A 13,324-nucleotide genomic window follows, 5' to 3' on the forward strand; every position below is an offset into this window, starting at 1 on the left:
ATCACTGCCCTCGCGTGTGCGCCCCGGCGCGCCGCTGCTCGCACTCACCCATGACGTCCGCCGCCTACCCCAACTTCGATACTGCCGCGTTCCGGCTCGCACTAGGCGAATTCGCCACCGGCGTGACCATCATCACGACGCGCGCCGAATCGGGACAATTGATCGGCATCACCGCCAGTTCGTTCAATTCCGTTTCGCTGGCGCCGCCGCTCGTGCTGTGGAGCCTGGCGAAACGGGCAAGCTCGATGACAGTGTTTGAAGCCAATACACATTATGTCGTCAATGTGCTCGCCGCGTCGCAGCTCGCGCTGTGCCACCGCTTCGCGACCCTGAAAGGCGACCGGTTTGCCGGCGTAGCGCACGCGGCCGGCGACACCGGCATGCCCATTCTGGATGGCGCCCTCGCGTGGTTCGAATGCCACAATCGCAGCCGCTACGACGAGGGCGATCACGTGATCTTCGTCGGCGAGGTCGAGCGCTGCGGCGTCGCCGGCGATGCGCGCGAACCGCTGGTATTCCATCGCGGCGGCTTTCATACCGTCGATCCGCTCGGCTGAATCCCGCAGGTTCAACGCGCGCGATTCAACGCGCACAAGGCAGCAATTCAATCGGGACACCCGTGCCGTCCTTCAACGTCTGCAGCACGATGTTTGAACGAATATCCATGACGCCCGGCGCCTTGTACAACCGACTGATGATGAAATCCGAAAAGTGCTTCAGGTTGTGCGACAGCACGCGCAACATGTAGTGGCTTTCCCCGGTCACGACGAATGCGCCGACCACTTCAGGCCAATCGCGCAATGCGGCGGCGAACTTCTCATGCCAGTTTGGCTGGTCGTTACGCATCGATACCTGCACGAAGGCCTCCAGCTCGAAACCCAGCTTCTCGCGGGACAACGACGCACGATACCGCTCGATCACACCCTGCTCTTCGAGCAACCGCATCCGCCTGAGACAAGCGGACGGCGACAGCGCAATCCGCTCCGCCACTTTGAGATTACTGGCGCGGCCGTCCTCCTGCAGCAGTGCCAGGATCCGACAATCGATTGCATCAAGTGAAATCGCCTGCATAAAATTCTCCTGGCCGCCTTCATCAAAGAATTTTATGCGATTTCGATTCGGCACCGCACGCCAAATCACAAGCATTTTCGGCGCACCCCCGTCTATCATTCAGGTATATACCCGGTCTGCTCCTCTCTGCCGCGCCCGGCCGTGCGCAGCAGGTTATTCGTGAAGAATGGGGGCGCGGGCTGATCCGGAGTTGGAACAGCGCCGTCTGGTTTGCGCTGCCAAGGCGGCTCGGCGACGAACTGGCCAAGCTGATTGGCGGCGGCAACGGCGAAGTGGTGGTCACCGACACGATTTCGATCAATCTGTTTAAGTTGCTGTCGGCAGCATTGCAGGCGCAGGACGCGCGTGACCCGTCGCGTCGCACAATCGTGTCCGAGCGCGCCAATTTTCCCACCGACCTATACATCGCGCAGGGCCTAATCGAGCAACTTGACCGCGGCTATACGCTGAAACTGGTCAATGCTCCAGCAGCGCTGCCGGGGGCGATCGGGCCGGACACCGCGGTGGTGATGCTCACCCACGTTAACTATCGGACCTGCTACATGCACGAGATGGCTGCGTTGACCCAACTGATCCATGACAATGGCGCGCTCGCGGTATGGGACCTGGCGCATTCGGCCGGCGCCGTGCCGGTCGAGTTGAACGGCGCGGCGGCCGACTATGCAGTCGGCTGCACGTATCAATACCTAAACGGTGGCCCGGGGGCGCCCGCCTTCCTGTGGGTCGCCCGGCAGCATCAGGACGCTTTCTCGCAGCCGTTATCGGGCTGGTGGGGACATCGCGCCTGCATGAGACCCTGGCCACAAACGCATGGCGCGCACCGCACTTGACCGCGCGCGGATCGGTAACCTGACTGACTTGCACGGAGACAGCAATGCATTCGCGAGCAGAAACAACAGCGCCATGCGGCAACTGCCCGTTGGGCCACGGAACGGCCTCGGGGACGGTCCCGAGAGCAGGCACGGCGCAGGCAGGCACGGCGCGGGCGGGCGCGGCGACGGCCCGCGCAACGACGGCTGACGCGGCAACGGCCGGCGCAGCGTCGGCCGGCGCGGCGCCTGTCGCAACAAGCGGCTGCCCGGCCACCCGCTGGCATGACGCGCAACTCGATTTCTCCGAGTCGATGAGCTATGGCGATTACCTGTCGCTACAGACCGTGCTCAACGCGCAGCATCCCCGCTCGCCCGACCACAACGAGATGCTGTTCATCATCCAGCACCAGACCAGCGAGCTATGGATGAAGCTGGCGCTGGTCGAACTACGCGCGGCGCTGGCGGCGGTGCAACGCGCCGCGCTGCCGCCCGCCCTCAAAATGCTGGCGCGCGTCTCGCGCGTGCTCGAGCAACTGGTACAAGCGTGGAACGTGCTGGCAACGATGACGCCGTCCGAATACACCGCGATGCGGCCGTCCCTAGGCGCCTCGTCCGGCTTCCAGTCGTATCAATACCGCGAACTCGAATTCCTGCTCGGCAATAAGAACCGACGAATGCTTCAGCCGCATGCCCACCAGCCGGCTATTCATGCTCAGCTGCAAGCCGCGCTCGAGGCGCCGTCGCTGTACGACGAGGTGATCCGGATGCTGTCACGACGCGGCCTTGCGATCGCTCCGGCGCGGCTGGAGCGCGATTGGACATTGCCCACCAAGTATGACGCCAGCGTCGAGGCGGCATGGCTGGAGATCTACCGCAACCCACCTGAGCACTGGGCATGCTATGAAATGGCGGAGGAACTGGTTGACCTCGAGGATGCCTTCCGGCAGTGGCGTTTTCGACACGTGACCACGGTGGAACGCATCATCGGCTTCAAGCAGGGTACCGGCGGCACGGCCGGCGTACCGTATCTGCGAAAGATGCTCGACGTCGTGCTGTTCCCGGAATTGTGGCGGGTGCGCACGCTGCTGTAACGTCTCGAGGCACGCACGACCTCCATGCCCTGATCCTCGGACGTGCGCAAACGAGCATCCAGGCGTTTTGCTGACCGCGCGCGTCAATCCACGTAGACGACCCGATAGTGCCGGCCGATTTTTCCCCACTCAGCTGCCTCCTGGACCAGGCTGTACTCGGTCAGCGGGTTGTCGTCAACCCAGCTGCGCGGCAAGCGCACCTCGAAGCCGCCATCATGCTCGCGCACGGCCAGCATCGGGGTCGCCACGTCAATCCGGCGACGGCACAGCAGCACGGCCAGCCGCAAGCAGAACAACAGGCGCCAGTCCAGGTCTCGCGTCTGCGTAAGCTTGCCCAGCTTGCCGGCGTGGCCAAGCACGAGCGCCGCCAGCCGTGCCTGGTCAGTGCGCGAGAATCCGGGCATGTCGGCATGGCTTGTGATGTACGCCGAATGCTTATGATAGGCACTGTGCGAGATTGACAAGCCGATTTCATGCAGCATCGCGGCCCAGCCGAGCAGCAGCGCTCCCTCCGTGCGCCGCCGCGGATCAGTTTCATTCAGTTGATTGTAAAAACCGGTCGCCAGCGCGGCGATGCGCTCGGCTTGCGCGCGATCGACGCCATAGCGCTGCGAGAAGCCTTCCACCGTCACTGCACGTGTGTCCTGGTGCTGTGAGCGGGCCAGCAGGTCGTACAGTACACCCAGCCGCAACGCGCCATCGGTCGTGTCCACATAGGTGATGCCCAATTCCTCGAACACCGCCAGCATGATCGACAAGCCACCGGCCAGCACCGGCACACGGTCGGCCTTGAGGGCGGCCAGCTTGAGCCGGCTCAGGTTTTCCGCCTTGATCAGCGCGCGCTTCAGGCGCTCCAATCCGCCACGCGTGATGCCGTGCGTCACGCCGGCGTCGTTGAATTGATTGGCCTCGACCAGGTCCGCAATTGCCCGCGCGGTGCCGGACGAGCCGACCGCCTGGTCCCAGCCGGCCCGCTTGTACAGATTGGAGATGACTTGGATCTCGCGTTTGGCGGCCAGCTCCGCCTGACGCATCGTGTAGTCGTTGACATGACCGCTCGGGAAGAACTGCCGACTGTGCGTCACGCAACCGATGTACAGGCTCTCCATCATCAGCGGATCATATTCCTCGCCGATGATAAACTCGGTTGAACCTCCACCGATATCGAACACCAGCCGCTTGCCGTTGCTCGCCGGCATCGCATGCGCGGCACCCGCATAAATTAGGCGTGCTTCCTCGCGCCCGGCGATGACCTCAATCGGAAAGCCCAGTGCGCGCTCGGCCTCGCCAAGGAACTCGCCGGCGTTCTTCGCGACCCGCAACGTGTTGGTGGCCACCGCCCGCACGTAGTCCGGATGAAAATCGCGCAGCCGCTCGCCGAAGCGCTTGAGCGCGTCCCAGCCGCGTAACTGCGCTGGTCGGTCGAGGAATTTGTCACGCGTGAGGCCAGCAGCGAGCCGCACGGGCTCGCGCAACGCGTCCACTGGGTAAATCTGCGTGCCGGCGGAAGTTTCCTCCACGCGTCCGACGATGAGTCGAAAGCTGTTGGAGCCTAGGTCAACGGCAGCGAGCAGGTGCGGAGTCTTGTACATGAGTCAATGGCGGGTCGGATTGCCGACCATACCAGAATAACGGGTAGGATTTGTGACAGTGCCGTTCTGGCTACAGCGCGTCATAACTTGTCATCATACTGTGATAGTTTTTGCAAGTGCCTGAGCCCCGCTTGCCGACGCTTGAACGCGAGTTGCGAAACCCTGTTAGTGCCGGCACTTGAATGCGGCTTGTGAAGCCCCGTTGGTGCCAACACTCGAATACGGCTTGTGAAGCCTCGTCGGTGCCCACACGCGAACGCAGCGGATGAAACGCCTTTGGCATCCGCGTATGTCAGATCGCCCCACTGCGCCCGTGCGTGACCCGCGACGGCGGGAAACGGACTGAGAACGTGCTGCCCTTGCCCTCCTCGCTGGCAATGTATAAACCAGCATCGTGGCGCTGCAGCACGTGCTTGACAATCGCCAGCCCGAGCCCGGTACCACCCGTATCGCGCGAGCGGCTGCGCTCGACGCGATAGAAACGCTCGGTCAGCCGCGGGATATGCTCGGCCGGAATGCCCAGCCCCGTATCGACGACGCTGAACACAGCACCGTCACGCTCGGCCCGCCACGTCACCTGGATTGACCCACCGTCCGGAGTATAGTGGACCGCATTGCTGACCAGGTTGCCGAGCGCACTGAGAATTTCGCTTTCCGCCCCCACCACGTTAAGCGCGTCGTCGGCTTCGAACCGGATATGGTGTCGCCCGCCGGACAATCCCGACGCTTCGTTACGCAGATGCTGCAGCACCGCGCGCATGTCGATTGGCTGTTCGGCCGGTGGCTTGGCGTCGCCCTCCAGGCTGGCGAGCACCAGCAGGTCATTGACGATCGTCTGCATCCTTGCCGCCTGCTGCGCCATCATATCCAGGTATCGGCGTCGGTCTAATTCCGCAATCGGCAGTTCACGCATTGTCTCGAGAAAGCCGGACAGCACGGTCAACGGCGTCTTCAGCTCATGCGACACGTTGGCGACGAAATCGCGCCGCATCGCATCGGTGCGCTCCAACTCAGTAATATCCTGAGTGAGGATCAGCTTGCGGTTGTCACCATACGGAAAAACCTGCACCGACAGGATATGCTGTCGGCTTGCGCCCATGCCGCGCATCGTCAGCGCCTCATCGTACTGATGGCTGTTCAAGTAGCGCACGAAATCGGGCTGGCGCACCAGGTGGGTGACGTGCTGGCGCAAATCGCGTTTCACGTCAAGTCCGAAGTGCTGCTCACCGATGGCATTGCACCACTCGATCCGGTTGTGGTCGTCGAGCATCATCACGCCGTTGGGGGAGGCCTGAATGCCCTGGATAAACCGCGTATGCTGCTGTTCCACCTGCCGCACCTGCGCGTGCCACCGCTTGGCGAGCCGATGCAAGCGGTAGTAGATCTCGCCCCACAACCCGGGCGCGCTCGGCACTTCCCCGTAGACTGGTGCATCGAGCAGCCGCCACAGGCGCTGCGTATGGTAGGTGTTGAGAAGCGACTGCGCGAGCAGCGTGAGCAACGCAAACGACAGCGCCGCATCCACATTGACCGCAAAGGCGATTGCCGTGGCGACACAGCCCAGCAAGACTAGCGACACGAGCGCACGCGCCCAAATGATATTCATATCGGAGCGAAAGGTGCCGCGGGACAATCGACGACAATACGGGCGCCGACGGCGCCAGCGTTAGGCTGTCTTGGCCAACCGGTAGCCGCTACCGCGCACTGTCTCAATCATAGCATCGCAGCCGGCCGGCTTGAGCGCGGCACGCAGCCGCTTGATGTGCACATCCACCGTGCGCTCTTCGACGAACACGTGGTCGCCCCATACCTGGTCGAGCAGTTGCGTGCGGCTGTGCACGCGTTCCGGATGCGTCATGAAGAAATGCAGCAAGCGGAACTCGGTCGGCCCAAGGTCGAGTTGGGTTTGCTCGCCGTTGTGGCTCGCCGCGACGCGATGCGTCGCCGGGTCCAGGCGCAGGCCGTTGATCGACACGCTATCCTCGGTGAGCTGCGGCGCACGGCGTCGCAGCACCGCCTTAATACGCGCCATCAACTCCTTGGGCGAAAACGGCTTGGTCACGTAGTCATCGGCGCCGATCTCCAACCCGAGCACCTTGTCCTGCTCCTCGCCCCGCGCGGTCAGCATAATGATCGGGATGTGCTTGGTGCGCTCGTTGCTGCGCAACTCGCGTGCGAATACGATGCCCGACTTGCCGGGCAGCATCCAATCAAGCAACACCAGGTCCGGCAAGACATCGCTGATCAGGCTCCGCGCCTGCTCGGCGTTGTACGCGCGAATCGGACAGTGTCCCGCGTGCTGCAGGTTCACCGCAATCAACTCGGAAATCGCGGGCTCGTCCTCGATCACGAGAATGCTGCTGGGCATCGGCACCTCTTTCGCCTTTCTAGAGTCGTACAGTTAAACGAAGCAGCGCCGTCCTACGACAGCGCCTCACGCTCGAGCTGGTCGCGCGGCACATGCCGCACGTCCGTGCCCTTGACGATGTAGATGATGAATTCAGCAATGTTCTTCGCGTGATCACCGATGCGCTCAATCGCCTTCGCGACAAACAACAGATCCAGCCCGACCGAGATCGTGCGCGCGTCTTCCATCATGTAGGTCACGAGCTTACGCACGAACGTCCCAAATTCTTCGTCGATCGCCTTGTCATCGCGCATAATCTGTGCGGCGGCGACCGTGTCCAGCCGGGCCAACGCGTCCAGCGCGCGACGCAGGATCGACGTCGCCATGTCGCCGGCTAGCCGGATTTCCGCGATGTTCACCGTGCGCGCGTTACCCTCCTGCATGATTCGCTTCACGCGCTTGGCGATCTTCTCGGCCTCGTCGCCAGCGCGCTCTAGGTTCGTGATCGTCTTCGAGATGGCCATCAGCAGCCGCAGGTCGCGCGCCGCGGGTTGGCGCCGCGCGATGATATTACTGCACGCCTCGTCGATCTCGACTTCCATCGAGTTAAGCCGCGCCTCGTCGGCGATCACTTGGTCGGCCACCTCGGCGTCAAAATGGTTCAACGCCTGCATCGCCTTGATGATCTGCGACTCCACCAGCCCTCCCATCTCGAGGACCCTGGACGAAACCTGATTCAGGTCCGCGTCGAACTGACTGGACAAATGCTTGTCGGACATGATGCTCTCCCGTCTTGGCAGTCGGCTCGATTAACCGAAGCGACCCGTAATGTAGTCTTCTGTTTCCTTGCGCGCCGGCTTGATGAAAATCTTCTCGGTGTCCCCGAACTCGATAAGCTCGCCCAGGTACATATACGCAGTGTAGTCCGAACAGCGCGCCGCCTGCTGCATGTTGTGTGTAACGATGACCACCGTATAGTCGTCCTTCAACTCGGCGATCAGCTCCTCGATGCGGCCGGTCGAGATCGGATCGAGCGCCGAGCACGGCTCGTCCAGCAGCAGCACTTCGGGACGGATCGCAATGCCGCGCGCGATGCACAGCCGCTGCTGCTGGCCGCCGGACAACCCATAGCCGCTTTGCTGCAGCTTGTCCTTCACTTCGGTCCACAGCGCAGCCTTGGTCAGGGCCCATTCGACGCGGTCATCCATTTCCGAGCGCGACAAGGTCTCAAACATCCGCACGCCAAACGCGATGTTGTCGTAGATCGACATCGGAAACGGCGTCGGCTTCTGGAACACCATGCCGACCCGCGCGCGCAGCAACGAGATGTCGCGGGTGGTTGCGAGCAGGTTCTCACCGTCCATCAGGATCTCGCCCTCGGCGCGTTGCTCCGGATACAGCGCGAACATCTTGTTGAACGTGCGCAGCAGCGTGGATTTGCCGCAACCGGACGGTCCGATGAATGCGGTGACCTGCTTCTCGGGAATGCGCAGATTGATGTGCTTCAACGCATGGTACTTACCGTAGAAGAAGTCCAGGTTTTTCACCTCGATCTTCGGCGGCGCCAGCGCGCGGGCGCCGCTTTTGGCCGGATCGAGTAGAGTCGGCGCGCTGTCGCCGGTACGTGAAGAGTCGAGGTGACGCTCAGCCATGTTCATGGATAGTCTTCCGTCGCTTACTTCGAAAACAACGCGCGGGCCAAAATGTTCAGGCCCAGCACACCCAGCGTAATCAGAAACACGCCTGCCCACGCAAGCGATTGCCACTGCGGGAACGGACTCATCGCGAACTTGAAGATCGTATAGGGCAGATTCGCGATCGGCTGATTCAGGTCCAGGCTGAAGAACTGATTCGATAGCGCGGTGAACAACAGGGGGACGGTTTCGCCGGCGATACGCGCGACCGCCAGCAGCACGCCCGTCGTGATGCCCGCCACCGACGCCTTCAACGTGATCGATGTCACCATTTTCCACTTCGGCGTGCCGAGTGCGAATGCCGCCTCGCGCAGCGCATTGGGCACCAGCTTCAGCATATTCTCTGTGGTGCGAATCACGATCGGGATCTGCAACAGCGCAAGCGCCACCACGCCGGCCCAGCCACTGAAATGCCCCATGCGAGTCACCACCAGCGCGTAGACGAACAGGCCAACGACAATGGACGGTGCGGACAACAGGATGTCGTTGATGAACCGCATCGTGCTGGCCAGCAGGCTGGATTGACCGTACTCGGCCAGATAGACGCCGGCCAGAATGCCGATCGGCGTACCGAGCAGCGTGGCCAACGTCACCAACTCAAGGCTGCCGACGATCGCGTTGGCCAGCCCGCCGCCGTCCGTGTTCGGTGGCGGCGTCGATTCGGTAAACAGCGTCAGCGACAGTCCATCGACGCCCAGGCGCAGCGTCGTGAACAAGATCCACGCTAACCACACCAGGCCAAAAGCCATGGCCAGCAACGACAGGGTCAACGCGATCGCGTTGGTGCGGTGGCGTTGTGCCTGCAACCGGATACGCGTCGCATCATCGGCGTCCGCGCTACCCGGCGACATGCGATCCGGCGCGCGAGAATAGACGGGACGACTCATCGTGCGCCCTCCCCTTTTTCCAGACGCAACAGCATCACCTTCGACAAGGCGAGCACGATGAAGGTAATTAGGAAAAGGATGAGGCCCAGCTCCATTAATGCTGCCGTATGCAGCCCGGGCTGGGCCTCGGCGAATTCATTCGCTAACGCCGACGTGATGCTGTTGCCTGGGGCGAACAATGAAGCACCGGACAGCAAATTGGTGTTGCCGATCACGAACGTGACCGCCATAGTCTCGCCGAGCGCACGGCCCAAGCCAAGCATAATGCCGCCAATTACACCGGTCTTCGTGAACGGCAGCACGATTTTCCACATGACCTCCCAGGTCGTACAGCCCATGCCGTACGCGGACTCCTTCAGCAGGACCGGAGTCACTGCGAACACGTCGCGCATGACCGCGGCGATATACGGGATGGTCATGATTGCGAGGATGACGCCGGCAGCCAGGATGCCGATGCCCACCGACGGGCCGGCCACCAGCGCGCCGACCAGCGGCATCGAGCCGAGCACGGTCTGTAATGGTTTCTGGAACCCGCTCGCGAAGATCGGCACGAATACCAACAGGCCCCACATGCCGTAGACGATGGACGGAATCGCGGCCAGCAGCTCGATCGCGATGCCCAACGGGCGCCGTAGCCAGGCAGGAGAGAGTTCGGTCAGGAACAACGCAATGCCGAAGCTGACCGGTACCGCGATAATTAAGGCGAGCAGCGATGTGGCGATCGTGCCGTAGATCGGCACCAGCGCACCGAATTGATCGGAGGGTGGATCCCAATCGGAGCGCCACAGGAACGAAAAGCCGAACTTTTGGAGGGTGGGCAAAGACGAGATGATCAGCGAGATGAGGATCCCGCCTAGCATCAGCAAGGTTACGATCGCAGCAAGCCGCGCCAGCGCGCCGAAGACGAGGTCGCCTGTGCGGCCCGGCGCTTTCATCGCACGGTTGCCGCCCGAGCCGGATGCAGTTTGAATGTCGGCCATGATGCCTCTTCACAGGCCACGCGGCGCAACGCTCGCGCGCGTAGCCGGTTGTCGTCAAAGCACCACGCGCCGGCGCGGCGCGAAGCGGTTGCGCCCGCCGCGCCGACACGGGATACCGGTTACTCGGCAAGCGCCTTGCCCGCGCCGTCCTTCACCTTCGACTTCCACTGCGTGCGAATTTCACTAACGACCGATTCCGGCAGCGAAATGTAGTCCAGTTCGTGCGCGGCCTGCATACCGCTCTTGAATGCCCAGTCAAAGAACTTGAGCGTCTCCTTGCCTTGCGCGGGCTTGTCCTGCGCGGTATGCAGCAGCACGAACGTCGCGCCGACCACCGGCCAGGCTTGCTTGCCCGGCTGGTTCGTCAGAATTTGGTAGAACGACTGCTTCCAGTCGGCGCCGGCGGCCGCGGCCTTGAACGTTTCAGTCGTCGGCTCGACGACCATGCCAGTCTGGTTCTTCAGCGCGGTGTAGGTCATATGATTTTGCTTCGCATAGGCCCATTCGACGTAGCCGATCGAGCCAGGCAAGCGCTGCACGAACGCGGCCACGCCGTCATTGCCTTTGCCGCCGATGCCCACCGGCCAACTCACCGCCGTGCCTTCACCGACCCTTGACTTCCACTCGGTGTTCACCTTCGACAGGTAGTTCGTCCAGATAAAGCTCGTACCCGACCCGTCGGCGCGACGCACCACGGCGACATCGGTATCCGGCAGGTTCACCTTCGGATTGAGCGCGGCGATCGCCGGATCATCCCACTTCTTGATCTTGCCCAGGTAAAGATCGCCCAGCACTTCGCCGGACAGCACCAGTTCGCCGGCCTTGATACCCGGCACGTTGATGACCGGCACCACGCCGCCGACCACGGTTGGGAATTGGAACAGGCCATCCTTGACGAGCGCGTCATCCTTCAGCGGTACGTCCGAGCCGGCGAAGTCAACCGTCTTCGCGATGATCTGCTTGATGCCGCCGGACGATCCGATACCCTGGTAGTTGACTTTGCCGCCGCCCGACTTCCGATAGGCATCGGCCCACTTCGTATAAATTGGCGCCGCGAACGTGCTGCCCGCGCCGGTGATATCGGCAGCTTGCACAGACCAGGCAAACAGAGCGCCGACAACGCCGGCAATCGCGGTGTGCATCGATTTCATAAGACCTCCAGGACCAGGGATAAGCGGACTCGAGACAGCGAGAAGCTTAGGCGGAGGATGTGACAGTTATGTGACATTCGGTCAATAAACCGGGACAGTCACATTGCCGATTGAAGATGCCCGCGGCGGCGAATCCGCTCCAGCCTGCGGGCTTCTGGTCCAACTGTAGGCTTGCTGGTTCAGCTGCGGTCCTCTGGTTTAGCCTGCAGGCTTCCGGTTCAGCTTGCGAACGTCCGGCTCAGCTTGCAGGCTTCCAATTCAGCCTGCGAAACTTTTTACCGCGCCGGCGCCCAGGCTACCCGTGGTCGCCGCGCGCGCGACTTCGGCGATCGATTGAGCGTGGCCGCTTGCCTCGTCGGCCCGCTGCGCCTCGACCATCACGCGCAGCACGGGTTCAGTGCCGGACGCGCGGATCAGCACCCGACCAGACGGGCCCAATGCGCGCTCGGCCTGCACGACGGCTTCACGAATCGCGGGGCTGCCTTGCCAATCGGCACCCGGCGTCATCCGCACGTTGACCAGCGTCTGCGGAAACAACGTCAGTCCGCCGAGCAGTTGAGCCAGCGTCTGACCACTACGTTTGATCGCGGCGAGCACGAGCAGCGCCGATACGATGCCGTCGCCGGTCGTATGGCGGTCCAGCGACAGGATGTGGCCGGAGCCTTCAGCGCCGAGTTGCCAACCTCGTTCGCGCAGCTGCTCCAGGATATAGCGATCGCCTACCGAGGCGCGCACGAACTCAACGCCGAGCTGCTGTAGCGCGACCTCCACCGCTAGGTTCGTCATGAGCGTACCAACCGCGCCCGGCACCGATCCGTGTGTGGCGATGCGGTCCTTCACGAGCACGTACAGCAGCTCATCGCCGTTATACAGGCGGCCGGACGCGTCGACGACCTGCAACCGGTCCGCGTCGCCGTCCAGCGCGACACCCAGATCGGCATGATTGGCACGCACGGCCGTCACCAGTGTGTCAGGCGCGGTCGCACCCACCCCGTCATTGATATTGAAGCCGTTCGGGGCAACACCGATCGGCACGACCTCGGCTCCCAATTCATGGAACACGTGCGGCGCGACCTGATAGGCCGCGCCATTCGCGCAATCGACAACAAGCTTCAGTCCACGCAGGTCGAATGCGGCCGGAAACGTACCCTTGCAGAACTCGATATACCGTCCTGCCGCGTCGTCCAGGCGCCGCGCCTTGCCAAGGCACTCGGACGGTGCACACGTCATCGGCTGCTCGAGTTGGTCTTCGATCGCATGCTCGACATCGTCGGGCAGCTTGTTGCCGTCGCCCGAAAAGAACTTGATACCGTTGTCGTAATAAGGGTTGTGCGACGCGCTGATCACGACACCGGCGGCCAGTCGCAGCGCGCGCGTCAGATACGCGATGCCTGGCGTGGGCATCGGCCCGGCCAGCATCACGTCGATGCCGGCCGCCGAGAAACCCGCTTCCAGCGCCGCCTCGAGCATATAGCCCGAAACCCGCGTATCCTTGCCGATCAATACGGTCGGCCGCCCACTGCCCGTGGTGTCCGCGCCGGCCAACACCTTGCCCGCCGCATAACCGAGCCGCAGCACGAAATCCGGGGTGATCGGCGGCTCGCCCACCTTGCCGCGGATACCGTCCGTGCCGAAATAACGACGACTCATGTTGAACTCCTCTTTTTCGTACTGTGCGACGCGTCCGCAGGCGTGCGCC

The 13,324-nt window shown here is 62.6% G+C and carries 12 protein-coding genes and 1 pseudogene; 3 read left to right on the plus strand and 10 right to left on the minus strand.

Annotated elements, in window-relative coordinates; all coding sequences use genetic code 11:
* The first annotated feature begins 50 nt into the window (after positions 1–50).
* Positions 51–557: a flavin reductase family protein gene (locus IHE30_RS03015; RefSeq protein ID WP_337688720.1), complete on the plus strand. Its 507-nt coding sequence runs from the start codon at positions 51–53 to the stop codon at positions 555–557.
* Between the two features lie 25 nt (positions 558–582).
* On the opposite strand, the gene IHE30_RS03020 is transcribed toward IHE30_RS03015, so the two are convergent.
* On the minus strand, positions 583–1,071 hold the full coding sequence (locus IHE30_RS03020) for an Lrp/AsnC family transcriptional regulator (protein WP_337688722.1): 489 nt from the start codon (positions 1,069–1,071) through the stop codon (positions 583–585).
* 128 nt (positions 1,072–1,199) lie between these two features.
* Between IHE30_RS03020 and IHE30_RS03025 the strand changes: the two are divergent.
* Positions 1,200–1,856: pseudogene (locus tag IHE30_RS03025) on the plus strand (aminotransferase class V-fold PLP-dependent enzyme); the annotation flags it as partial.
* Between the two features lie 89 nt (positions 1,857–1,945).
* Complete coding sequence (gene kynA, locus IHE30_RS03030; protein ID WP_337688723.1) at positions 1,946–2,974, plus strand: tryptophan 2,3-dioxygenase; 1,029 nt, start codon at positions 1,946–1,948, stop codon at positions 2,972–2,974.
* Between the two features lie 83 nt (positions 2,975–3,057).
* Here the strand turns inward: kynA and ppx are convergent, their stop codons facing one another.
* From ppx to glmM, 9 genes are all read right to left on the minus strand, one after another.
* Entirely contained in the window at positions 3,058–4,566 is a 1,509-nt protein-coding gene (gene ppx, locus IHE30_RS03035) for an exopolyphosphatase (protein WP_337688724.1), read from the minus strand.
* 292 nt (positions 4,567–4,858) lie between these two features.
* Positions 4,859–6,172, minus strand: a complete 1,314-nt coding sequence (gene phoR, locus IHE30_RS03040) for a phosphate regulon sensor histidine kinase PhoR (protein WP_337688726.1) — start codon at positions 6,170–6,172, stop codon at positions 4,859–4,861.
* A 60-nt stretch (positions 6,173–6,232) separates the two neighbouring features.
* Entirely contained in the window at positions 6,233–6,934 is a 702-nt protein-coding gene (phoB, locus tag IHE30_RS03045) for a phosphate regulon transcriptional regulator PhoB (protein ID WP_337688728.1), read from the minus strand.
* A 53-nt stretch (positions 6,935–6,987) separates the two neighbouring features.
* Complete coding sequence (gene phoU, locus IHE30_RS03050; protein ID WP_337688730.1) at positions 6,988–7,692, minus strand: phosphate signaling complex protein PhoU; 705 nt, start codon at positions 7,690–7,692, stop codon at positions 6,988–6,990.
* Between the two features lie 30 nt (positions 7,693–7,722).
* Complete coding sequence (pstB, locus tag IHE30_RS03055; protein ID WP_337688732.1) at positions 7,723–8,571, minus strand: phosphate ABC transporter ATP-binding protein PstB; 849 nt, start codon at positions 8,569–8,571, stop codon at positions 7,723–7,725.
* 17 nt (positions 8,572–8,588) lie between these two features.
* Positions 8,589–9,458, minus strand: a complete 870-nt coding sequence (gene pstA / locus IHE30_RS03060; protein ID WP_337688988.1) for a phosphate ABC transporter permease PstA — start codon at positions 9,456–9,458, stop codon at positions 8,589–8,591.
* A 32-nt stretch (positions 9,459–9,490) separates the two neighbouring features.
* On the minus strand, positions 9,491–10,474 hold the full coding sequence (pstC, locus tag IHE30_RS03065) for a phosphate ABC transporter permease PstC (protein WP_337688733.1): 984 nt from the start codon (positions 10,472–10,474) through the stop codon (positions 9,491–9,493).
* A 119-nt stretch (positions 10,475–10,593) separates the two neighbouring features.
* The gene (pstS, locus tag IHE30_RS03070) at positions 10,594–11,625 is read right to left on the minus strand and encodes a phosphate ABC transporter substrate-binding protein PstS (protein ID WP_337688734.1); all 1,032 of its coding nucleotides are present in this window, start codon (positions 11,623–11,625) and stop codon (positions 10,594–10,596) included.
* Positions 11,626–11,883: 258 nt separating this feature from the next.
* Positions 11,884–13,275, minus strand: a complete 1,392-nt coding sequence (gene glmM, locus IHE30_RS03075) for a phosphoglucosamine mutase (protein ID WP_337688736.1) — start codon at positions 13,273–13,275, stop codon at positions 11,884–11,886.
* Positions 13,276–13,324 lie beyond the last annotated feature (49 nt).

Origin of the sequence: Mycetohabitans sp. B46 (assembly GCF_037389205.1) — a bacterium.
In the GTDB taxonomy this organism is placed as follows: Bacteria; Pseudomonadota; Gammaproteobacteria; order Burkholderiales; family Burkholderiaceae; genus Mycetohabitans.